This is a genomic window from Pseudomonas sp. AS2.8, assembly GCF_014190935.1.
GTDB lineage: Bacteria > Pseudomonadota > Gammaproteobacteria > Pseudomonadales > Pseudomonadaceae > Chryseomonas.
This window is the reverse complement of record NZ_JACHVV010000002.1, coordinates 1-22,098: the sequence shown is the minus strand read 5'-3', so window position 1 is coordinate 22,098 and position 22,098 is coordinate 1. Positions and strand designations below refer to the sequence as shown.

Here is a 22,098-nt window from a genome sequence, read left to right as displayed (position 1 = left end):
TGCGTTGCGGTTAGGAACCCGGGGAGTCGCTCCAGGTTCCTGAGGTGACGTCAGAGCGTCCGATCACGCGTTTCCCAGCGTCGCTCGGCATCGCGCTGGGCGCTGGCCTGGTCCTGACCCAGGGCGCGCAGGGCCACGGCCAGGGTGGCGATGACCGCCAGGCGCCCATAGGGATCTTCCGCTTCACCCCGCCAGGTGGCGGCCAGCAGGGCCGGATCGAGGCGCTCCGGCTTTACCTGGCGACGCTCGGTCAGCGCCGGCCAGCTTTCGTCCCAGGCTTCGCCGCCACGGGTGCCATAAAGCTGGGCGATGACATCCGGGTTGCGCTCGACCTCGCCGCCTTCGCCCTTGATGACGATGCTGTCATCACCCAGCAGGCGACTCGCCTCGCGATGCACCTCCTGGTAACCCGGATGGAAGATGCTCTGTAGGATGCAGCGTGCCTGGCTGGGGTTGAGCAGCCGTACCAGGGAGTGGATCGGCGAACGCAGGCCGAGCTCGGCCTTGAGATCGATCATCCGCTGCAGGGCCGGCATCCAGGCAGCCAGCGGCAGGAAGGCCGGCTGACCGCGATCGAGCAGGGCGCCGACGTCCTGCCAGTCAGTGGCGGTCGGCATCCCCAGATCGGCCAGGCACTGTTCGGTATAGAGCCGGCCCGCGGTGTGGGTACCACCGCCATGCATGACCATCCGCACGCCGCTACCGGCCAGGCATTTCACCGCCAGCAGGTACCAGGGCAGGTGACGCTTCTTGCCAGCGTAGGAGGGCCAGTCGAGGTCGACGGCGAAACCTGGCGACTGCAGCCGCGCCCGGACGGCGCGGGTAAAGCCGGCCAGCTCCTCGGCGCTCTCTTCCTTGTGCCTGAGCAGCATGAGAAAGGCGCCGAGCTGGGCGTCGGTCACCTGGCCGTCGAGGATCAGACCCATGGCCATTTCCGCCTCGGCCTCGGTCAGGCTGCGGGCGCCGCGCTTGCCCTTGCCCAGGGCCCGGACATAGACGGCGAAGGGATGTTCTTCGGGCGTAGTGAAGGTCATAGGCAATTATCCGGTTTCGGCAGGCCAGCCAGTTTGGCGCCGAGCTTGGCTGGCGCCCCCTTGAACAGCAGATTGAGCTGCAGGCTGGTACCCAGTTCCGGGCCCAGCGTCTGGGCAATGTACTTGATCAGCGGCCGATTGGCCGGCGAAAGCTGGAATTGTGCGTAGAAGTCACGCAACGCCTGCAGCACCTGCCAGTGGCGCTCGGTCAGCGCGATGCCTTCCTTGAGCGCCAGTTGCTGAGCCACTTCCGGACTCCACTGGGAGAGGTCGCGCAGATAGCCTTCGGGGTCGAGGTCGAGAGGAGGCATGCTCAGGTCCAGCTGATGACCTTGGCGCAGCTCACGCTCAGGTCGACGAAAGTGGGGTAATCGATCAGGGTCACGGCCCGTTCGGGGTGCAGGCGACGGGCCTGGACATCTTCCGCCAGGGCATAGAGGGTCGCCTCGGCCGGGAGTTGCGCCAGCAGCTCGGCCGCAGCGCTGCCAGGGCGCAGGGCCTCGACGGCAGCGCCGGTGAGTAGAACGGCGTCTTCGCCGCGGACCCAGCTCAGGCCATCCAGGGCGCCGGCGTCCAGCAGCGGCGAGCGGGAAAACAGGTGCAGGGTAGTCAAATGGAAATCACCTGGTCATGGTCGTGGATCAGCGCCATCAGGGCTTCAGGCTCCAGGGGCGTCACCCAGGCGGGCAACCTCTCGGGCGTGATGCCCAGGCGGCAAAGGGCGGCGGCTTCCGCGTAGATGGCTTCGACACCGAACAGCGGCAGCGCGGAGAGATTGGCACTCAGGTCCTTCTGCTCCAGGGCAGCACTGTCGACCGCCAGCAACTGGGTCACGCCAGGACCGGCGAACAGCAGCGCCAGGGGCAATTCGAAGGCACCACCGGCCAGCACGATATCCAGCGCCTCGCGCGGACCGGGGCCGATCAGTGCCGGTTGGCGGGAGATGACGAGGGTACTCCTGGCCATGCTAGTCACCTCCAAAGCAGAGCAGGCGATCGGCGTCCTGCACCGCTTCATGCAGCTGGCCCAGGCCGGACAGCTGCCAGGGCGCACGCACGTTCACCGCGCCCTCACGTTCGTAGCGCCGTGCCTCGTTCTCGTCTAGCAGCCCCCGCTTGAGGGCGGCGGCAATGCAGGCCACGGCATCGATCTGGTGGCGTTCGATCAGCTCGCGCCAGCGCGCGGGCAGATCGGATTCGTCCTGGCCACTGACCAGGGCGTGAGAGGCGTTGTGGACGCCGTCGCGATAGAGAAAGAGCCGCGACAGCTCGTGACCCCTGGCCAGCAGCGCCTCGCAAAAGCGCAGGGCTCGACGCGCCGAAGGCGCCTGGGGTGGAGAAAGGACAACGATGGCAAATTTCATGGATGTAAAAAGGCCCGCCGAAGCGGGCCTCTCGGGCTACCGCTGATGATCAATCGTTGTTGCTGGCGAATCCGAAGATCTGCAGCAAGCTGATGAACATATTGTAGATCGAGACGTACAGGGTGATGGTAGCCATGATGTAGTTGTCTTCACCCCCGTGCACGATGGCACTGGTCTGCAGCAGGATGGCCGCGGCGGCGAACAGCACGAAGCCCGCGCTGATGGCGAGTTGCAGGCCGCTGATGTGGACGAAGAAGGACAGCACCACGGCGCCCAGCAGGATCCAGAAGCCCGCCATCAGGAAGCCACTGAGGAAGCTCATGTCCTTGCGGCTGATCAGCGCATAGGCCGACAGTCCGAAGAAGGCCAGGGCGGTCATGCCGGCGGCGGAGGCGATCACGCTGCCACCGTTGGGCAGGCCCAGGTACATGTTCAGGATCGGGCCCAGGGTGTAGCCCATGAAGCCGGTCAGGGCGAAGGTACTGACCAGACCCCAGCCGCTGTCGCGGGTCTTCACGGTCAGGAAGAACAGGCCATAGAAGCCGATCAGGACCACGAAGATGTTGGGGTAGGGCAGCCGCATCTGCTGCGAGACGAAGGCGACCAGGCCGCTGAACGCCAGAGTCATGGCCAGCAGGGCATAGGTGTTGCGCAATACACGGCTGACGTCCCGCGGTTGCGCGATAGCAGGGTTGTAGGCGTATTGACGCTCGTTCATGGTGTACTCCAAAGCTAGATTAACGGTGTGATGTACCGTACGACCCCGAAGATAGCAAATGTTGCTTAAGGATCGCTTGCGACTGTTTGACAGTGTGTTGCCATCAGGTACTATGCGCCCCTCTTACGGAAGTGTGGCCGAGTGGTTTAAGGCAGCGGTCTTGAAAACCGCCGACTCGCAAGGGTCCCAGAGTTCGAATCTCTGCGCTTCCGCCACCTTCGAAGCCCCGTTCTTACGGGGCTTTTTGCTGTCTGCGGGGTGGGATTTCAAGGGCCGTTGGCAAATAAACCAAAGGAGTTCCGAAACCCTTTCGGGACAGCTCCGATGGCTTACCTTCTATAGCACTCGATCCGATGAAACTGGTCATCGCGGTAAACCTGGCCCTACATGGGAACGAAGGCTGAGCCTGGTAGAGGCGAGGGAATATGCGTTTTTGAGATCAGCAGGCAGGACGGTCAGATCTGGGTGTGCAGAACACCGGCAACCGATCGGTCACCCGCTGAAGCTACCGGTCCTGATCATGCGCGATCGTCAGCAGGCCACCATGGCCACCACGAAGATGGTCGCCAGCCCGATACACATGGCACCCAGGGTGAGCGCCAATAAGGCCTGATCGCTGGCTAGCGACCCTGGACGAATGAGTGCGGATTTCAGCGGGACGCTATTTATCCGGCTGTGGGGCCTGGACTCGAAGAGCGTCACTGTCCTTGTTAACTGATAGCGCAACTGAAATATCCTTTTCAGTTTCGGTGCCGGGCTGCGGGCCCCAGCTATTGGCCGCGATTGTGGCTTCGGCGAAGCTCAACAGCAAGACAATTGCTGAGACGCAGGTTCCTATGGCAATCGCATTGATCACCTTCTGTTCTTTCACAGGCGCATTCATGTTGATTGCCTAGCACGGGTCGACGTCGAGTGAGGACGTCTGACAACCGAAAGTGACAGAAGTGCAGATGGTTGTTGAGTGCAGACAGCCAACCACCGCACTCACCGCTGCGGGAAGGCGTCGCCAATCAGCGGGATGCCGCAGACCGCATGCTCTGGCCGGACTGTCATGGTGACCGGCACACTGCCAGGTCACGCTCGGCATCGCCGTTTCACTTCCTGCTGAGCTTTTGACTAGTGCCGTTTATGGATTCGGGGCGGCAGCCGACCCCTACGCCTGTCCCGGGACAGCGACCAAGGTCTTCACTGATATTTCCGCCACTCGCGATATTTCTCGCCGATGATCTGGTTCAGCGCCTTGGGCTGCTGGCACTCGACGCCGGCCAGGGGATTCGGCTCGCATAGGGTGCTTCTGTTGGAATAGTGGCTGCAGCCCAGGAGTACTACGGTCATTCCCACTAACGTCATGTATTTCACGGGGTCTCCACGATTCTGAAGCGCTGGAAGCTGGCGGCAGTTTTCGAGCTCTGTGCCGACAGGGGCTGATTGACTGCCGATAAGGCTGAGTCAGCTGGATACCGATCTCGCCCGAGATCCGCCTTTGCCACTGAATCCCTGCAGCTTAGCCGAAACATCTCAGGCTCCTCGGCATTCATATCGATGGCTGTACGCGGCTGTCTGCCGTGGATACTGCTCCAGCATCTGTGGACATTAAAAAGCCCGCGCGAGGCGGGCTTTTTTGATAGCAAAGGGCAGCGTCCAATCAGGGCGTGTTGCCCTTGGCCAGGGCGGCAGCGATGGCCGGTGCGTCGATGGCGTTGGTCAGCACCTGGGTACCCGAGAGGATGACGTTGTTGGTCGGGCCGCTGCCTTTGATCTCGTCGCTGGCAAGGACCTTGCCCTGGTCGTCGAGGACCTGGGTGATGACGTCATAGTCGAAGCGGACGCGCATGTAGGCGTCGGATTTCCATTCCCGCAGTTTGAGCACCAGCAGCTTCTGGCCCTGGGGTGCGCGGTCGCTGGCCTGGCTGGGCATGGCGGTGATGGCGGCGCGAGCCAGCGCCTTTTGCACGGCGTCCTGCAGATCGACGGAGAGGGGGCTGCCGCTGTAGGTGCGGACGCTCCAGGGGTTGTAGTAGAGACCGCGGATGTTGCCGACGTAGGTGGCATCCTTGTTCTGGGCGACTACATAGGGGCGCTCGTCGAGTACCGCGACGGCGACCGGCTTGTCGGCCTTGACGCTGAGTTGCGGGGCGGTCTGGCGGTAGTCGATCTTCTGGCCGATGGCGCAACCGGCCAGTTGCAGCGCAGCGAAGGTGATGAACAAGAGATGAGACGGCTTCATGCGAAACTCCTTTTTCGAGAGGCGCGCAGTCTAAGCCATCAAGTCCGTCATGCCAAAATATTGTGACGCAATTCACTAAATGCGCGGGTAGTCGAGATTCGGTACATGGCTATAGATGCGCCTGGCGCGTTCACCAGTTGGGTATGCAGTCCCTGCCTTCCAATGGTCGAGATTCAAGCGACCTGGCGGTGCCTCAAAGGAGCGAACAGCGTTCGAGGACAAGCCAATCCTTGGCTCTGTCCCGGCCCGGCCGGGCTACAGCGTCTTCTTGTATTCCTTGTCCGCCTTCTTGTCTTCGCGGTGGCGTTCCTTGTCCAGGTGGGTATCGGTGCGGTCGGCTTCGTCGGCGGCATGGGCCGCGCCCTTGTCGACTTCCTTGCGGTCGTGGCGGGCGTTCTTGCTCACGTCACGACCGTCCTGGCGGATGCTCTTTTCCACCGGGCTTTCGGCCAGCGCGACGCCCGTGCCGAGGACGCTCAGCAGAACGGTCATGGCTGCTGCGGTAAGGCGTGATTTCATCGAGAAGCGCTCCTGAATCGAGAGAGAGGGAGTGGCCGTCCAGAGCGACCGCTTCGTTTGCAGTAAAGCGGTAAAGCGGCCGTTTTGAAAGGAAAGCTGCAGAGACGCCCTGTTCAAGCGCGCGAGCTGGAGGCCCAGGCGGACGCATCGTGCGGATGCAGACTCTCCAGATGGCGCACCTGGAGGCTCACGTCCCGGTAGCTGTCACGCAGGGCGACCAGCAGGCGGCGGGCGGCGTCCTCGACGAACATCAGGTTGCTGCCATTTAGCGCGGCGAAGGCCTGTTCGTCGGCGCGCTTGACGGCGGTCTGCACCGGCGTGCCCAGGGCCTGTTCGCACTGGTCGATCAGGGGCAGCAAGCCGAAGTCGGCTGCCCCGGCCGGCAGGCTGATCCGTACCCGGGCCAGGCTGCGCTGGCTGTGCGGGGTGGCCAGGGAGGCGTGACGTTTCAGCCAGTGGGCGACGGTGGCGGGATCGAGCTGCGTGGTGGTCCCGTGTTCGGCCAGAAAGGCCCGTTCGATCAGTTGCCGGGACAGGGCGGCGGAGCAGGGACAGGTGGAGGCGTAGAGGATCTCGACGCGCGCGCTGAGCTTGAAAGCGCCGGCTACCCAGCTGGCCTCCAGGCGTACGGGATAGCGTTTCCAGCCACTTAGCTCGGCGGTCACCAGGGCGGGGCGGCGGATCAGCAGGGCGAAGTCCAGCCACAGGCGGGCGGCGCGGGAATCGCAGCTGCGGTGGCTGGCGACCATGTCGCTCAGCAGCAGACGCAGACGCTCGGGCGTCAGGAGGGCTTCGCCGCCCAGGCGATCCAGCAGTTGATAGAGCCGGGACATATGGATGCCTTTGGCGGTGGCCGCGGGCAGGTCGACCTGGACGTCGGCGCTGGCTGGCAGCAGGCCGTCGAGTTCGCCCTGGCCGAGGCGGATCGGCAGGTCGATGCCCTGCATGCCGACCCAGTCGAGGGCGGCGGGGAGGGTAGCGGTCTCGCTGAGGGAGACATCGGGCAGGATGGCATTCATGGGCAGGGTTCGACTCAGTGGGGATCGGTGGCCTGGGGCCAGTCGCTAAAGGGGTTGTGCAGGCGCGTCCAGGCCGCGGGGCCGGCGGCGAGCTCCTCGTCGGTCAGCAAGCAGGCATCCAGGCGGGCGCGCAGATCGGCTTCGTCCATGTCCATGCCGATGAGCACCAGTTCCTGGCGGGCATCGCCGACATCGGCGTGCCATTTCTCCTTGATGAGCGCGACGGTTTCTTCATCCTCCGGCCACTGCTCGGGGGGTACCGCGGCCCACCAGCGCCCCGCCACGCCATGGCGGGCCACGGCGCCGGCCTGGGACCAGGTACCGGCATGGGCGGGATGGCTGGCCAGCCAGAAGTAGCCCTTGGAGCGGATCACGCCGGGCCATTCTCCCTCGACCAGGGCAAAGAAGCGCTCGGGATGGAAGGGGCGGCGCGCCTGGTAGACAAAGCTCGAGATGCCGTATTCCTCGGTCTCGGGGCTGTGCTCGCCGCGCAGTTCCTGCAACCAGCCCGGCGCCTGGGCGGCGGCGTCGAAGTCGAACAGGCCAGTCTGCAGCACCTGTTCCAGGGGGACGGCGCCAAAGCTGGCCAGCTCCACCCGCGCGCGGGGATTGAGGCTGCGCAGGATGGCCAGCAGGCGATCGCGTTCCGCCGGCTCGATGAGGTCCAGCTTGTTCACCACCAGGACGTCGCAGAATTCGATCTGCTCGATCAGCAGGTCGACCACGGTGCGTTCGTCTTCCTCGCCCAGGGATTCGCCGCGGGACTCCAGCAGATCGCTGGAGGCGTAGTCACACAGGAAATTGAAGGCATCCACCACGGTGACCAGGGTGTCGAGCTGGGCGACATCGCCGAGGCAGCGCCCGTCTTCGCCGGCGAAGGTGAAGGTTTCGGCCACGGGGAGCGGCTCGGAGATGCCGGTGGATTCGATGACCAGCTGATCGAAGCGGCCATCGCGGGCAAGGCGTTCGACTTCCAGCAACAGGTCTTCGCGCAGGGTGCAGCAGATGCAGCCGTTGCTCATCTCCACCAGCTTCTCCTCGGTGCGCGACAGCTCGGCGCCCCCGTCGCGGACCAGGGCGGCGTCGATGTTGACCTTGGACATGTCGTTGACGATGACCGCCACCCGCCGGCCTTCGCGGTTGTTGAGGATGTGGTTGAGCAGGGTGGTCTTGCCGGCGCCGAGAAAGCCGGACAGCACGGTGACAGGGAGTTTCTTGCTGGTGAGGCTGGCTTGGTTCGTCATGGTCATCACGGCTAGGGTAGGTCCTAGGGCAAGGGCATCTCTGTAGGAGAAGCTCTGCGATTAGCTATCACGTTATAACATAACATTTTAGCTGAGTTAAGGACGTGCCGCTGCCCTGCACTGCATCCTCTTCCGCTGACCGATAGGTCGGCGCAGGCGGCGCATCAGGAATCCAGATGAGCTGCCCTCAACCCTAGGCGCTACCTAGACGTGCTGACCGCCGTTGATATGGATCTCGGCGCCGTTGATGTAGCAGGAGCGTTCGCTGCACAGGAAGTAGATGGTCTCGGCCACTTCGTCGGGGGTGCCCAGGCGCTTGAGCGGGACCTCGGCTTCCACCAGACCGTCGGTACCGGGCGAGAGGATGGAGGTGGCGATCTCGCCGGGTGCTATGGCGTTGGCGCGGATGCCACGGGGGCCCAGTTCATGGGCCAGTTCGCGGGTAAGAGCGGCCAGGCCCGCCTTGGAGGCGGCATAGGCCACGCCAGCGAAGGGATGCACCCGGGAACCGGCGATGGAGGTGACGTTGACGATGCTGCCCTGGGCCGCTTCCAGCTCAGGCAGCAGGCCACGGGCCAGCAGGGCGGTGGAGACCAGGTTGACGTTGAGCACCTGGGTCCAGGTCTCGGCATCCGAAGCCAGCACGCCGAGGCGACTGCCGTCGGTTCCCTTGGGCGAGATCCCTGCGTTGTTGACCAGGGCGTGCAGCTTGCCGCTGGGCAGGCGTTCGCGAACGGTGGCGACCAGGCGATCGATCTGCGAAAGATCGGCAAGATCGGCCTGGATGTGCGCGTCGCGGGCTTCCGGCCAGGCGCACTCCTCGGAAAACGGCTGGCGGGATACGGTGAGCAGACGCCAGCCCAGGCTGCGGAACAGCTTGACGGTGGCGTGACCGATTCCGCGGCTGGCGCCGGTGAGCAGCATGGTGCGCTGGGTCATGGGCGACCCCGACAGGCAGCGGGGCGGGCGAGGGACGACAGGACGGGCATGGCGGGTGACTCCGGTGTCTGGCAAGCCGGTTCACTATGCCCAAGCCGGTTGGGTGGGGCAATCGATGGTCTGCCGGTCAGCCGGAATTGGCCGCAGAACCGTCGTCGTGCCTTAGCCGCCCATGCTCGCTGCGCACCGCCACCATGAAGGTCTGCATGGCCGAGGACTGCACCCGGTGCCGGCGACGGATCAATCCATAGGGCGGCAGCCGCGGCTCGAAGGCGATCGGCAGCACCGCCAGCAGGTGCCGACCGGGGTAGTCGTTGACCACCGACAGCGGGGTCACGCCGAGCATGTCGGTCTGTTGTACCAGCGCCAGCAGGGTCATGATGGAGGTGGTCTCGACGATGCTGCCGGGGATATCGACCCGGGCATCGTGGAAGGCCTGGTTGATGATGGCCCTCATCGGACTAGGATGCTGCTGCAGCACCCAGGTGTGTTCCTGCAATTCGCCCCAGGTCAGGTGGGTGGCCTGGGCCAGGGGATTCTGGGCGCCGGCGATCACGCAGAGCACCTCTTCGCCGAGGCTGTCGAACAGCAATTCCTCTGCGCGGGCTCCGGTTGGGATGCGCCCCAGGACCACGTCCAGCTGGTCCTGCAGCAGCGCCTGGACCAGCACGTCGCTGGTATCCACCTGGATGGACATGGACAGCCGCGGATGGCTCTGCTTGAGGGTGGCGATGGTGCGCGTCAGCAGCCCCGAGGCCAGCGCCGGGATGGCGCCCACCGCGACACGGCCGAGATTGCCCGATTCCAACGCGACCAGTTCTTCGCGCATGCCCGAGAGTTCGGCGAACACCATCCGCGCGTAGTAGATCACCGTCTCGCCAAAGGCCGTGGCGCGCATGCCGCGCGGCAGCCGCTCGAACAGCCCCACGCCCAGCAAGCTCTCGATCTCGTGCAGCATCTTGGTGGCCGCCGGCTGGGTCATGCCGATGTCGTCGGCGGCGCGGCGCAGCGAGCCGAATTCCGCGAGCGCCAGCACCAGCCGCAACTGGCGCAGGCGCAGACGGCTGTGGATGGTGTGGGCATCGGGAATGCGCGTCATGCTGGCGGACCTTGGGGCAGGGGAGCCGGCTAGGGTAGCGCATGAGCCCGGGCCTGGCGTCGGTGGGATGCGTCCGCGCCAGGCCGGGGCGTTCACGACGGCCGTACCTTGGCCCGCGGCTGGCCCTGGCGTAGCGCCTGCAGGCCCCGCGCCAGCAACGGCCAGCAGAGCATCAGCAGCGCCGCGGTGGTCAGACTGCCCACCAGCGGGTTGGACCAGAAGATGCCCAGTTGGCCATCGGAGAACAGCATCGACTGGCGGAAGGCGTCCTCGGCCTTGTCACCCAGCACCGCCGCCAGCACCAGCGGAGCGATGGGGTAGCCGAGCTTCTTGAAGGCGTAGCCGAGAACGCCGAAGCCGAGCATCAGCCAGACGTCGAACAGGCTGTTGTGCACCGAGTAGGCGCCGATCACGCAGACGGTAAAGATGATCGGCGCGATGATGCAGAAGGGGATCCGCAGGATCGCGGCGAACAGCGGCACCGTCGCCAGCACCACGATCAGGCTGACCACGTTGCCCAGGTACATGCTGGCGATCAGGCTCCAGACGAAGTCGTGCTGTTCGGCGAACAGCGTCGGGCCGGGGTGCAGGCCCCAGATCATCAGGCCGCCGAGCATCACCGCGGCGGTGGCCGAGCCGGGAATGCCCAGGGTCAGCATCGGCAGCAGGGCGCTGGTACCGGCGCTGTGATCGGCGGTCTCCGGCGCGATCACCCCTTCCAGCTCGCCCTTGCCGAAGCCCTCGCGGTTCTTCGAAAAGCGCCGCGCCAGGCTGTAGCTCATGAAGGAAGCGGCGGTAGGGCCACCTGGCGTCACGCCCATCCAGCAACCGACCAGGGCACTGCGCAGCCAGGTCAGCCAGTAGCGAGGCAGCTGTTTCCAGGTACCGAGCACGGTGCGCAGGGTGATGCGCGCCTGCTCGCCACGAAAGACCAGGCCTTCCTCCACGGTGCAGAGGATCTCGCCGATGCCGAACAGGCCGATCACCGCCACCTCGAAGCTGATGCCCGAGAGCAGTGCCGGCTGGTCGAAGGTCAGGCGCAGATTGCCGGACACCGTATCCATGCCCACCGCCGCCATGGCGAAGCCGATCATCATGGCCGCCACCGTCTTCAGCGGCGGATTCTTGCTCATGCCGATGAAGGTACAGAAGGCCAGCAGGTAGACGGCGAAGAATTCCGGCGAGCTGAATTCCATGGCGAAGGCGGCGATACGGCTGGAGAGGAAGGTCAGCAGCAGCACCCCGACCAGGGCGCCCAGCAGTGCCGAGGTGAAGGCCGCGGTCAGGGCTTCGCCAGCGCGGCCCTGGCGCGCCAGCGGATAGCCGTCGAAGGTGGTGGCCACCGACGAGGGTTCGCCCGGGATGTTGAATAGGATCGAGGTGATGGAGCCGCCGAACAGTGCGCCCCAGTACATGCAGGAGAGCAGGATGATGGCCGAGGTCGGACTCATGGTGAAGGTCAGCGGCAGCAGCAGGGCGACGCCATTGGGCGCGCCCAGGCCGGGCAGCACCCCGACCAAGATGCCGAGCAGCACGCCGATCACCATCAGGGCGACGTGATGGAAGGACAGGATCAGGCTCATCCCGTGCATCAGGGAATCGAATTCGCTCATGACAGGCTCCTCAACAGGCGGGCGAGGTCGGCCAGGGGCCCGGCATCCAGCGGCACCTTGAACCAGAGGGCGAAGATCAGATAGCTGGCCAGGCTCACGCCGCCGGCGGTGGCAAGGATCTGCCAGACGCCATAGCGCCTTTGTCGCTGGCGATCCCGTGCCATGAACCAGGCGATGAACAGGAAGGCCGTCAGATAGAGGCCCAGCAGGGGCAGGGCGACGACGAAGGCCAGCATCGGCAGGAAGACCCGCAGCACCTGGCCGAAGGCGGCGCGCTCGACGAAGCTGGTGCGCAGCGCCTGCCAGCGCCACAGCGTCTGCAGCGCCGTGGCCAGGCTGGCCAGGGTCAGCAGCAGGCCGATGTAGAAGGGGAAGTAGCCCGGCTCGGGGCCGGCATCGCCCCAGCCGATACCCTGCTCCAGACTGCCCACCATCACGATGCCTCCGAGTCCGGCGGTAAAGGCCGCCAGGCCCAACTCCACCCAGCGGGTGGTGATCAGGGAATCTCCGGCCATGGCCGTCTCTCCTGTGTCGATGCGCCGATCAGCGCTTGAGCCAGCCCGCGGCCTCGAACACCGGGGTGACCCGGGCGGTGTCCTGGGCGATGTAGTCCTGCAGCGCCTGGCCTTCGAGGAAGGTCGGCACCAGGGCATTGCGCTCGATGTAGGCCTTGAACTCCGGCGTCTGGCTGACCTTGCGCAACAGCTCCACATAGAAGATGCGCTGTTCGTCGCTGACGCCGCCCGGTAGCAGCACGGTGCGCGGGAAGCGGTACTGGTCGATGCCCAGGCCCTGCTCCTTGCAGGTGGGCACGTCCGACCAGGCCAGGGTCTCTGTGACCTTGGCGGTGTAGGCCATGCGCGCCTGGCTGAACACGCACAGCGGCACCACCTGCCCACCACGCCACTGGCTCAGGCTTTCGCTGGGGTTGTTGACGTTGGAGGTGATGTGCTTGCCGGCCAGCTGGGTCGCCGCCTCGCTGCCGCTCTTGAAGGGGATGTAGGTGAGCTTGGTGCCCTCGGTGCGATTGAGCAGCAGGGTCAGCGTCTGGTCGACGTCCTTGGACTGGCTGCCACCCATGCGCTTGCCGGCCGGATCCTGCTTGATGGCATCGATGTAGCCACGGGCGTCCTTCCAAGGCGCGTCGGCGTAGCTCCAGAGGATGAAGTCATCCTCGGCGATGGCCGCCACCGGGGTGAGATCGGCGAGCTGGTAGCCGAGCTTGGCGGTCAGCGGCAGCAGATAGACGTTGTTGGTGGCGATGACCAGCTTGTCCGCCTCGTCTTTGGCCAGCTTCATCTCCAGGAAGGCCTCGGCACCATTGCCGCCGCCCTTGTTCATCACCACGGTGCTGGCATCAAGCAGCTTGTGCTGGGTGATGATCGACTGGATCAGCCGGCCGAGCTGGTCGGTGCCGCCACCGGGGCCGCCGGCGACGACGATCTCCACCTTGCCCTCGGGTTGCCAGGCAGCCTGGGCAATGGGAGCCCCCACGGCGGCCAGGCACAGGGGGAGGGCGGCGAGCAGGAGAGTGCTGCGCATGGGACTACCTCTTTCTTGTCGTTGTTTTGGGTGGGCCGAGTGTGCGCGGCCCCGGGCAAACCTGACCACTCAAAATAAGGCATGCACCGATAGCCTCAGGTTATGTCTTGCACGTCACATCGTCCTTGGCCGCATGGCAGAAGGGCTGCAGCAACCGCACTCGGCTGACCTATATCCTGAGGCTATACACCTATGCGCAGATTTGATTAGACGGTTATCGACCCGCATCCGATAGTCGACCTCGCCAGCCGGCAGCTGAACACCCATAACAAGAATCCCAGGGGTCCACGCCATGCTCTCGACGTCCCGTTCCTCACGCCTCGGCGAAGCCGCCGTACCCACGGTGCTCCAGGCCTCCCGCGTCCGCTGGCGCATCTTCGCCATCATCTTCGGCCTGACCGTCATCAACCTGGTGGACCGCGTGTCGCTGTCCATCGCCATGCCCACCATCGCCCGCGAATTCCAGCTGACGCCGGCCATCCAGGGGCTGATCCTCAGCAGCTTCTTCTGGGCCTATGCGCTCCTGCAGATTCCCGGCGGCTGGCTGATCGACCGCTACGGCCCGCGCCGCGTCATCGGCTGGTCCACCGGCCTCTGGGGCGTCTTCCAGACCCTCGCCGCCTTCGCCACCGGCGGGCTGTCGCTGATCTTCGCCCGGGTCGCCCTGGGCGCTGCCGAGGCCCCGCTGTTCCCGGCCGGTGGCAAGCTCAATTCCCTCTGGCTGGCCTCCAGCGAACGCGGGCGGGGCGCGGTACTGATGGATTGCGGCGGACCACTGGGCGTGGCCCTGGGCGGTCTGCTCATCGCCTACCTGATCGCCGTCTTCGGTTCCTGGCGCACCGCCTTCTTCATCGCCGGTATCGCCACCCTGGCCATGGCCTGGCTCGCCTGGCGCTATCTCAGGGACGACCCGGCCGCCCACCCCGGGGTCAATGCCGCCGAGCTCGCGCGCATCAACGAAGGTCGCACCACCTCGATGGCCCAGGCCGCCAAGGCTGGCGCCCGGGGCCTGGGCATCGCCCGCCGCTCCCTGGCCGGCATCCTCATCGGTCGCGCCAGTTGGGCCATGGTCTTCTTCGGCCTGCTGACCTGGGGGCCCAGCTACCTGGCCCAGGCCCGCGGCTTCGACATCAAGGGCATAGGCGCCGCCACCTTCGTCATCTTCCTCTGCGGGGCGGCCGGCTCCCTGGTCGGTGGCTTCCTCTGCGACCTGCTGGTGCGCAAGGGCGTGCGTCGTGGCCTCGCCGCCAAGGGACTGCTGTCCTGCTCCGGTCTGGTGGCCCTGGCGGCCTTCCTGCTGCTGCCGCGGCTGACCGATCCCTATGCCGCCGTGGCGCTGCTATCGCTCACCGCCTTCTTCCTCATGTGGGGCAGCCTCTACTGGAGCTTCCCGGCGCTGCTGGCGGCGCCGGCACGCGTCGGCCTGATCGGTGGGGTGATGAACCTGGCCGGCAGCCTCGGCGGCATCGCCGTGCCCATCCTGGTCGGCCTGCTGCTGCAGCACCTGGGTGGCTACCCGGCGGTGCTGGGCTTCTTCGCCCTCTGCTCCGGCCTGTTCATCCTCGGCACCCTGCTGATCGCCCTCGATACCCAGGAGGTGACCCATGGCTGAGCTCTACAGCGGCCCCATCGTCGATGCCCATCACCACTTCTGGGAGCCCGGGCGCAACTTCCACCCCTGGCTGTCCGGCGACGAGTCCATTCCCTTCCGCTATGGCGACTATCGCGCCATCAAGGGTGACTACCTGCCGGCGGACTATTTCGCCGATGCCCAGGGCCACGACGTGGTCCAGACCGTCTATGTCGAGACCGAGTGGGATCCTCGCGATCCCCTGGGCGAGACCCGCTACATTCACGACCTGGCGCGCCGCCATGGCGTGCCCAATGCGGTGGTCGCCCAGGCCTGGCTGGATGCCGAAGACGCCGCCGAGCTGCTCGCCGCCCAGGCCGCCTTCGAGCGGGTGCGCAGCGTCAGACACAAGCCCGCTGGCCCGGCCCGTCCCGAAGAGGTGGGTAGCCGGCACACCCTGATGAGCGACGACCGCTGGCGCCAGGGCTATGCCGAGTTGCAGCGCCACGGCCTGCACTTCGATCTGCAGACCCCCTGGTGGAACCTCGACGAAGCCTGTCGCCTGGCGCGGGATTTCCCGGCCACCCAGCTGATCCTCAACCACACGGGGCTGCCGTCCGATCGCAGCGCCGAAGGTCTGGCCGCCTGGCGCGCGGCCCTGGCCCGACTCGCCGAATGGCCCAACGTGGCGCTAAAGATCTCCGGCCTGGGCCTCGCCGGCCAGCCCTGGCGCGCCGACGACAACGCCTGGATCGTCCGCGAGGCCATTGCCGTCTTCGGTCCCGAGCGGGCCATGTTCGCCAGCAACTTTCCCGTCGACCGCCTGTGCGGCAGCTACGACACCATCATCGGCGGCTTCAAGCGCCTGGTGGCCGACCTGCCTGCTGCGGCGCAGCGCCAGCTCTTCCACGACACCGCCCAGCGCCTGTATCGCCCGGTGGCCGACGCCATCCGCCTGGACACCTACCTGAGGACTTCCGCATGAGCACTTCTCCGCTTCCCCGCCTGGCCCTGGTGCTGGGTGACCCGGCCGGCATCGGTCCGGAACTGATCGCCCGCTTGCTGGCCGATCCCGAGGTACGCAGCCGCGCCCGCCTGGTGCTGATCGCCGACGAGGACGAGGCGCGCACCGGCATGCGCATCGCCGGTTGCGAATACCCCTATCGCCGCATCGACAGCCTGGATGCCCTCGCTTTCCAGGACGACATACCCCTGCTGTATCCCTACCGTGGCGCTGCCGAAGGCGCCTTCCCCCGCAGCGAGGCCAGCGTCATCGGTGGTCGCTACAGCCTGGACACCCTGGCCGTCGCCCTCGACCTGACCCGGGCCGGCCACACCGACGCCATCCTCTTCGGTCCGCTCAACAAGACCTCCCTGCACCTGGCGGGCATGGGCCATAACGACGAGCTGCACTGGTTCGCCGAGCACCTGGGCTACCAGGGGCCATTCTGCGAATTCAACGTACTCGACGATCTCTGGACCTCGCGGGTGACCTCCCACGTCGCGCTCAAGGACGTCCCCGGCCTGCTCAGCCAGGAGCGGGTGATCGAAGCCATCCAGCTGATCGACAATGAACTCAGGCGCAGCGGCCTGGCCCGACCGCGTATCGGCGTCTGCGGGCTCAATCCGCACAATGGCGACAACGGCAGCTTCGGCCGCGAGGAGATCGACCTCATCGGTCCAGCTGTAGAGCGCGCCAGGACGCTGGGCATCGCCGCCGACGGCCCCTATCCGGCGGACACCATCTTTCTCAAGGTGCAGGGCGATGACCGCGCCTTCGATGCCGTGGTGACCATGTACCACGACCAGGGGCAGATCGCGATCAAGCTGATGGGCTTCTCCCGCGGCGTCACGGTGCAGGGCGGCTTGCCCATTCCCATCGCCACGCCTGCCCACGGCACCGCCTTCGACATCGCCGGCCAGGGCCGCGCTAATGTCGGCGCGACCCGCCAGGCCTTCGAAATCGCCTGTCGCCTGGGCGCGTCCCGCCACTGATAGCTGCCGAGGCGCCGAGGCGTCTCCCGAATCCGCCGAACCGGCTCGTCGAGCCGGTCGGCCTGACTCATGCTCGAAAAAAGGAAAGTCCGATGAAAATCACCAGCGTCCGTACCCGCGTCTTCGAATGGAAAGGCAAGGTCGTCCCGCCCCAGGCGCACTTCTGCACCAATGCCACCGACATCCTCTATGAGCGCGGCGACGCCATGGGCTCCTTCCGCTTCCACGGCTGGCTGGTGGTGGAGATCGAAACCGACAGCGGCCTGGTCGGGCTCGGCAACTGCGCCCTGGCGCCGCGGGTGGCCAAGGAGATCATCGACCTCTACCTGACCCCCATCGTCATGGGCCAGGATCCGTTCGACAACGAATACCTCTGGCAGAAGATGTATCGCCGCACCCACGCCTGGGGTCGCAAGGGCATCGGCATGGCCGCCATCTCCGCCGTCGACCTGGCGCTCTGGGACCTGATGGGCAAGGCGGTAGACAAGCCGGTGTTCAAGCTGCTGGGTGGTCGTACCAAGGAAAAGATCCCCTGCTACGCCTCCAAGCTCTACGCCAACGACAACCTCGACCTGTTCCTGGAAGAGGCCAAGGGCTATCTCAACCAGGGCTTCGACGCCCTCAAGATGAGATTCGGCTACGGGCCCAAGGACGGCCCCGCCGGCATGAGACGCAACCTCGAGCAGGTGCGCGCGCTGCGCGAACTAGCCGGCCCCGACGTCGACATCATGCTGGAGTGCTATATGGGCTGGACCCTGGAATACGCCCGCCGCATGCTGCCCAAGCTGGCCGAATTCGAACCGCGCTGGCTGGAGGAGCCGGTCATCGCCGATGACATCGAAGGCTACGTCGAACTCAAGAAGATGGGCATCATGCCCATCTCCGGCGGCGAGCACGAATTCACCTCCTACGGCTTCAAGGACCTGCTCGAACGCCGCGCCGTGGACGTCATCCAGTACGACACCAACCGTGTGGGCGGCATTACCGCCGCGCGCAAGATCAACGCCCTGGCCGAAGCCTGGTCGGTGCCGGTCATCCCCCACGCCGGCCAGATGCACAACTACCACCTGACCATGGCCAGCACCGCCTCGCCCATGGCCGAGTTCTTCCCGGTGTTCGACGTGGAGGTGGGCAACGAACTCTTCTACTACGTCTTCAAGGGCGAACCCCAGCCGGTTGGTGGCTACCTGCAACTGGACGACGACAAGCCCGGCCTGGGCCTGGAGCTGTCCGAAGAGCACCTCAAGGATTTCGATGTGATCGAGTAGCAACCGGATTGGCTGCCGCTCTAGTTGGGGGCGGCAGCCAGCTGCGGAATCAGACTCCCGCTTGCTGGTGTCGCCATTCCTGACTCCGGCCGCCGAACCCATAGGCCGCCGCGCGCGCGTCGATCAGATGTACATAGCAGAGGCCGTGAAGGTCGGGCCTGAGCGTCGCCATGGCCGCCTGGACTTCATGGAGGAAACGCGCCTTTTCGCCCTTGGTATTCGTCTCGTCGGTGATGCTGATGTCGAGGTGAAAGGCGCTGCCGCCAAGCGTCGCCAGCGACTGCCCACCAAGAAACCAGTCCGAGTCAGGAACATAGTGAAGGGTAGTGGCCATGTCTTCCGGGCGTTTGCCCAGGCACTCTTTGATCAGGTCATTGATCAGCAGTACCGCTCGTTGACCGAGGGTCTCATCGCGCTCACCAGATAGCTGAAGTGTAATGTGGGGCATGGCAGTTCTCCTGGGTTGGAGGAGCCACTGTGCAGTTCTTCCTTGCAACGGAAAAGCAGGAAGTTAAGATGGCATCCATCGTATTTTGGAATGGATACTTATGGCTGGCTTCGATCTTGAACAGCTCCGTACCCTGGTTACGGCCGTTGACGCCGGCAGCCTATCCGCAGCAGTACCGCTGCGCTGTCTATCGCAGTCAGCGCTCAGCGAACAACTGCGCAAGCTGGAAGAGCGCGCTGGCCATACCCTGTTGACTCGCAGCAAAACCGGAGTAAGACCAACGGCCGCAGGGGAGCGGTTGCTGGCTCATGCCAGACCGCTATTGGCGATGGCCGATGCGGCCTGGCGCGATCTCCACCAGATTCCTCTTGAAGGAGAAGCCTGCCTCGGCGTGACCGACTATTTTCGTCCAGCTGATCTGGCGCGGCTGCTGGCACGCCTGCATCAACAACTGCCCGGGCTCCGTCTGCGTACCCGCATCGGCAGGAGCGATGAGCTCGAAATGGCTCAGCGCCAGGGCGAGCTGGATCTTGCCATCGTTATGAGCCTTGAGGCCGAGCGGAAGACTGCACCCAGGGTGAAAATCAGTCCCCTGCACCAGGAGCCACTGATCTGGGTAGGCGCCTTGGATGCAGATACGTTGCAGCGAGGGCGACCTCTGTCCCTGGCCCTGTTGCCTGAGGGTTGCTCCCTGCATCGATTGGCGTGCAGCCGTCTGCAGGCCGCAGGCATCCCCTATGTCGTCAGCCATATCGCTTCTGGCGTAGCAGGTCTGCAGGCAGCGCTAACGGCCGGACTCGGCATTGCCTGCCTGAATGCTTCCGCAGTTGCCGGACAGGGGCTGCGGATGCTCGACCAAGACGCCCTCCCGGCGTTGCCCTCGGCACGTTTTCTGCTCTTGCATTCTCGATACGAGGACCAGTCCGTGCAGTCGCGACGTCTGCAGGGATTGAGCGAGACGATTGCTTCGAGTCTGCGCGGCTAAGAACAGGGTGGCGACTCTCCTATCGTTATGGTGGCACGTCCACTCATTTGTGGTACGAGACGACGCACCCCTTACCGATAGCTTGATCAGCCTGCCAATATCGCCGCCGCACCCCGTGGCTGCCGGGTGTACCACAGCACCCGGCTGACCCCACGGGTCACCGCCACATAGCTCAGGCGCAGCGCTTCGTCGGCCATGGCAGCGTCGTAGCTCTGCTGAAAATGCCCGCTGGCGGCATAGAGGGCGTTGCGCAGCGGATGGGGCTGCTGAGGCTGGCCGTCGTCCAGCACGATCGCCACCTCGGCCTGCAGGCCCTTGGCTCGGTGAATGGTGCAGGTCCGCACCCCGGGCTGACGGCCCAGCTGCTCGTTGATGGCTTTCAAGGGCGCGTTCAGACGACTCATCACCATGACCGCGCACCGCTCCGGTCGCTCGCGTTCTGCTGCATAGCTTCGCTGTGCTTCGATTTCACCTAACAGAGAGGCCAACTGGCGAGCGATATCGAATTGCGGCACGACCTTGACCCCGTGCCCCTGGTCATCCGCCACGCGGAAGGCCTGGGTTTTCTTGGGCTGTTTGTGGCGCACCTGGGTCAGGATGCGTTCACCATCAGCCACGATGTCCGGTGAAGAACGGTAGTTGGTTCCCAGCATCAGCGTCTGGCTGGGCGTCTGGCCTGGAAACCAGCGATCGAAGTGAATGAACAGCTCCGGCGAGCTGCCCCGCCAGCCATAGATGGATTGCCAGTCGTCACCGATGGCCATCAGGGAAGGCGTGGCTTTCTCCTCGGTGAGCCGGCGCTGTACCTGCTGCAGCCAGAGGGCGATCTGCGGCGAGATGTCCTGGAATTCATCGATCAGCAGATGGGTGAAGGGTTGCAGGCGGGCAATCAGGGCGCGACTGGGCTTCTTTTCCAGGCGATCCGTCAGCACGGCAAAGGCGCTATTGAAGGTGATCAGCCGTTGTTCCTTCAACAACTTGCCGAAGTGTCGCCAGAACTGCTGCATGGCCTCCAAGAAGATTCGGTCCCGCGTCGAGCATTCCAGCTGGCTGCTCTTTATAAAGCCGATCCGCAGCCCCAGGGTCTCGGCGAAGGAGGCCTGGCCATAGAAGAGGTCTGGCAGAGGTTGCGGTTGACGTTCGCCATTGAGGACGAAGGGCTGCAAGGGCGGTACCCCGGGTGGCTCTTCCTCGTTGGGCGCCGCCAGTTCCAGCAACAGATGGACCCGACGACGAAAGCCGGCGTCTTCGCGGTAGCAATTCTCATAGGCCTGTATCAGGAACTGCCGTTGACCCTCGTTCAGGGTGGCGCCAGCCAGCATGCCGTTGTCCGGTTCATCCTCACTTCTGGATTGGGTGGACAACTGCTCGAACCACTGCGTCACTCTCAGCTCTGCGCGCGCCAGTTGTGCCAGGGCCGAGTGAAAGGTTCTTACCAGCTCGCGTGCCGCCTCGTCATCCAGCGGAGCCTCCCAGAAGGCCAGGACGCGTTTGAGCTGCGCGCGCAACTCTTCGCAGGAAGCCTTGGTAAAGGAGATGACGGTCAGTTGCTCGCGCGGGAGCTCGAGGTGGCACAGCATGAACACCACTCGCAGTACCAGTGTGGTGGTCTTGCCCGAGCCGGCACCCGCGAAGATTCGCGTCGCCGGGGCGCGAGCCAGGATCATCTTCCATTGTTCCGCCGACGGTGGCTGGATGATGCCCTGGGCAACGGCCTGCTCGACGCGCATCTTCATCCGCTGCTCCTGCGAGCGCTTGACTGTGAAGGCGGGACCATAAAGGGCGGTGGGGGAGGGGGTAGCCGCGGAGGGCTGGACGGTAGATTGCTCCCTCTCGGCCCCCTTGCCGGTGGCCTTCGGCTCGGCCTGGCGCTTGCGGGCCTGGGCCGGCTCTGCCTTCTTGCGGCTGCCTGGCTTGGTTTCTCCCTTTATAGGTGGCTCTCCTTTAAGGAAGAGCGTGGTGCGGGGAAACCAGTCGCCAAGGGTATTTCTCAGCTGTTGTCGGTAGCGCGCCAGGATGGAAGTCATGCAATCCTCGAAACATCGTCTGCCCGCATCTTACCTTGCACAGGTGACAGCTCGCCCTCTGCTGGCCTTTTTGGACGTTGGCGAAAGTTTCTTGAAATAACCTGTTGACCTGTCCTGAAACTCCCCTATAATGCGCCCCACTTCCGGCGCAGATGCTGAAGGGGCTTGAAAATCAAGCACTTAGGTCTGAGTCGGGCGAGGGGTCCACGGATTCCTCGCCATGTGGTCTTCACCTCCGGGTGATGACGAGATGAAGCGGAGGGGGTTGACAGCGTCCTAGGATGCTGTAGGATTCGCCTCCCGCTGCCGAGATTGGTTAGACCAGTCAGGCAAGCGCAAGTGGTTGAGTTGAAACGAAAAAGTTCAAATCAACGCTTGACAGGATGTGAGGGCAGCGTAGAATGCGCGCCTCGGTTAGCGACACGGTCGCAACCAACTGCTCTTTAACAAGTTGAATCAAGCAATTCGTGTGGGTGCTTGTGAGATAA

General features: G+C 64.8%; 24 protein-coding genes and 1 tRNA gene. 6 read left to right on the top strand and 19 right to left on the bottom strand.

Features of this window, described 5'->3' with window-relative positions; all coding sequences use genetic code 11:
* Positions 1-50: 50 nt before the first annotated feature.
* The 6 genes from FHR73_RS07045 to FHR73_RS07020 are packed head-to-tail and all read right to left on the bottom strand — an operon-like array spanning position 51 to position 3,115.
* Entirely contained in the window at positions 51-1,034 is a 984-nt protein-coding gene (locus FHR73_RS07045) for a glycosyl transferase family protein (RefSeq protein ID WP_183630237.1), read from the bottom strand.
* Entirely contained in the window at positions 1,031-1,345 is a 315-nt protein-coding gene (locus FHR73_RS07040; protein ID WP_183630236.1) for a TusE/DsrC/DsvC family sulfur relay protein, read from the bottom strand. Before FHR73_RS07040 ends, FHR73_RS07045 begins: the two co-directional genes overlap by 4 nt.
* Before the next feature lie 2 nt (positions 1,346-1,347).
* Complete coding sequence (gene tusB / locus FHR73_RS07035; RefSeq protein WP_183630235.1) at positions 1,348-1,647, bottom strand: sulfurtransferase complex subunit TusB; 300 nt, start codon at positions 1,645-1,647, stop codon at positions 1,348-1,350.
* Positions 1,644-2,000: a DsrE family protein gene (locus FHR73_RS07030; protein ID WP_183630234.1), complete on the bottom strand. Its 357-nt coding sequence runs from the start codon at positions 1,998-2,000 to the stop codon at positions 1,644-1,646. Before FHR73_RS07030 ends, tusB begins: the two co-directional genes overlap by 4 nt.
* Before the next feature lies 1 nt (position 2,001).
* A complete protein-coding gene (tusD, locus tag FHR73_RS07025) occupies positions 2,002-2,397 on the bottom strand; it encodes a sulfurtransferase complex subunit TusD (protein ID WP_183630233.1) in 396 nt (131 codons plus the stop codon).
* 49 nt (positions 2,398-2,446) lie between these two features.
* On the bottom strand, positions 2,447-3,115 hold the full coding sequence (locus FHR73_RS07020; protein ID WP_183630232.1) for a Bax inhibitor-1/YccA family protein: 669 nt from the start codon (positions 3,113-3,115) through the stop codon (positions 2,447-2,449).
* 127 nt (positions 3,116-3,242) lie between these two features.
* Between FHR73_RS07020 and FHR73_RS07015 the strand changes: the two genes are divergently transcribed.
* Positions 3,243-3,330 (top strand) — tRNA-Ser (locus tag FHR73_RS07015).
* A gap of 446 nt (positions 3,331-3,776) precedes the next feature.
* On the opposite strand, the gene FHR73_RS07010 is transcribed toward FHR73_RS07015, so the two are convergent.
* The 11 genes from FHR73_RS07010 to FHR73_RS06960 all read right to left on the bottom strand — a co-directional run bounded on the left by FHR73_RS07010 (position 3,777) and on the right by FHR73_RS06960 (position 13,317).
* Positions 3,777-3,998: a hypothetical protein gene (locus tag FHR73_RS07010; protein ID WP_183630231.1), complete on the bottom strand. Its 222-nt coding sequence runs from the start codon at positions 3,996-3,998 to the stop codon at positions 3,777-3,779.
* A gap of 302 nt (positions 3,999-4,300) precedes the next feature.
* Complete coding sequence (locus FHR73_RS07005) at positions 4,301-4,450, bottom strand: hypothetical protein (protein WP_183630230.1); 150 nt, start codon at positions 4,448-4,450, stop codon at positions 4,301-4,303.
* A 310-nt stretch (positions 4,451-4,760) separates the two neighbouring features.
* On the bottom strand, positions 4,761-5,342 hold the full coding sequence (locus tag FHR73_RS07000) for a hypothetical protein (protein WP_183630229.1): 582 nt from the start codon (positions 5,340-5,342) through the stop codon (positions 4,761-4,763).
* A 255-nt stretch (positions 5,343-5,597) separates the two neighbouring features.
* Positions 5,598-5,861: a hypothetical protein gene (locus tag FHR73_RS06995; protein ID WP_183630228.1), complete on the bottom strand. Its 264-nt coding sequence runs from the start codon at positions 5,859-5,861 to the stop codon at positions 5,598-5,600.
* Between the two features lie 113 nt (positions 5,862-5,974).
* Complete coding sequence (gene folE2 / locus FHR73_RS06990) at positions 5,975-6,880, bottom strand: GTP cyclohydrolase FolE2 (protein WP_183630227.1); 906 nt, start codon at positions 6,878-6,880, stop codon at positions 5,975-5,977.
* A 14-nt stretch (positions 6,881-6,894) separates the two neighbouring features.
* The gene (zigA, locus tag FHR73_RS06985; RefSeq protein WP_183631516.1) at positions 6,895-8,130 is read right to left on the bottom strand and encodes a zinc metallochaperone GTPase ZigA; all 1,236 of its coding nucleotides are present in this window, start codon (positions 8,128-8,130) and stop codon (positions 6,895-6,897) included.
* 198 nt (positions 8,131-8,328) lie between these two features.
* Positions 8,329-9,063: an SDR family NAD(P)-dependent oxidoreductase gene (locus tag FHR73_RS06980; RefSeq protein ID WP_183630226.1), complete on the bottom strand. Its 735-nt coding sequence runs from the start codon at positions 9,061-9,063 to the stop codon at positions 8,329-8,331.
* 127 nt (positions 9,064-9,190) lie between these two features.
* Complete coding sequence (locus tag FHR73_RS06975; RefSeq protein ID WP_183630225.1) at positions 9,191-10,162, bottom strand: LysR family transcriptional regulator; 972 nt, start codon at positions 10,160-10,162, stop codon at positions 9,191-9,193.
* Positions 10,163-10,254: 92 nt separating this feature from the next.
* The gene (locus tag FHR73_RS06970; RefSeq protein WP_183630224.1) at positions 10,255-11,775 is read right to left on the bottom strand and encodes a tripartite tricarboxylate transporter permease; all 1,521 of its coding nucleotides are present in this window, start codon (positions 11,773-11,775) and stop codon (positions 10,255-10,257) included.
* Positions 11,772-12,290, bottom strand: coding sequence for a tripartite tricarboxylate transporter TctB family protein (locus tag FHR73_RS06965; RefSeq protein ID WP_027597824.1), 519 nt, complete (start codon positions 12,288-12,290; stop codon positions 11,772-11,774). The genes FHR73_RS06970 and FHR73_RS06965 overlap by 4 nt, the downstream gene beginning before the upstream one ends.
* Positions 12,291-12,318: 28 nt before the next feature.
* The gene (locus tag FHR73_RS06960) at positions 12,319-13,317 is read right to left on the bottom strand and encodes a tripartite tricarboxylate transporter substrate binding protein (protein ID WP_183630223.1); all 999 of its coding nucleotides are present in this window, start codon (positions 13,315-13,317) and stop codon (positions 12,319-12,321) included.
* A gap of 292 nt (positions 13,318-13,609) precedes the next feature.
* Here FHR73_RS06960 and FHR73_RS06955 point away from each other — a divergent pair, with 292 nt between their 5' ends.
* The 4 genes from FHR73_RS06955 (at position 13,610) to FHR73_RS06940 (ending at position 18,150) form a co-directional block, all read left to right on the top strand.
* Positions 13,610-14,929, top strand: coding sequence for an MFS transporter (locus FHR73_RS06955; RefSeq protein WP_183630222.1), 1,320 nt, complete (start codon positions 13,610-13,612; stop codon positions 14,927-14,929).
* A complete protein-coding gene (locus FHR73_RS06950) occupies positions 14,922-15,872 on the top strand; it encodes an amidohydrolase (protein ID WP_183630221.1) in 951 nt (316 codons plus the stop codon). The genes FHR73_RS06955 and FHR73_RS06950 overlap by 8 nt, the downstream gene beginning before the upstream one ends.
* Entirely contained in the window at positions 15,869-16,882 is a 1,014-nt protein-coding gene (locus FHR73_RS06945) for a 4-hydroxythreonine-4-phosphate dehydrogenase PdxA (RefSeq protein ID WP_183630220.1), read from the top strand. Before FHR73_RS06950 ends, FHR73_RS06945 begins: the two co-directional genes overlap by 4 nt.
* Positions 16,883-16,974: 92 nt before the next feature.
* Positions 16,975-18,150, top strand: coding sequence for an L-rhamnonate dehydratase (locus FHR73_RS06940; protein WP_183630219.1), 1,176 nt, complete (start codon positions 16,975-16,977; stop codon positions 18,148-18,150).
* A 49-nt stretch (positions 18,151-18,199) separates the two neighbouring features.
* Here FHR73_RS06940 and FHR73_RS06935 read toward each other — a convergent pair whose 3' ends face one another.
* A complete protein-coding gene (locus tag FHR73_RS06935; protein ID WP_183630218.1) occupies positions 18,200-18,598 on the bottom strand; it encodes a tautomerase family protein in 399 nt (132 codons plus the stop codon).
* Positions 18,599-18,698: 100 nt separating this feature from the next.
* Here FHR73_RS06935 and FHR73_RS06930 point away from each other — a divergent pair, with 100 nt between their 5' ends.
* Positions 18,699-19,583 (top strand): LysR family transcriptional regulator, encoded by an 885-nt coding sequence (locus tag FHR73_RS06930; protein WP_183630217.1) that lies wholly within the window; start codon positions 18,699-18,701, stop codon positions 19,581-19,583.
* Positions 19,584-19,669: 86 nt separating this feature from the next.
* On the opposite strand, the gene FHR73_RS06925 is transcribed toward FHR73_RS06930, so the two are convergent.
* Positions 19,670-21,610, bottom strand: coding sequence for a UvrD-helicase domain-containing protein (locus FHR73_RS06925; RefSeq protein ID WP_183630216.1), 1,941 nt, complete (start codon positions 21,608-21,610; stop codon positions 19,670-19,672).
* Positions 21,611-22,098: the final 488 nt, after the last annotated feature.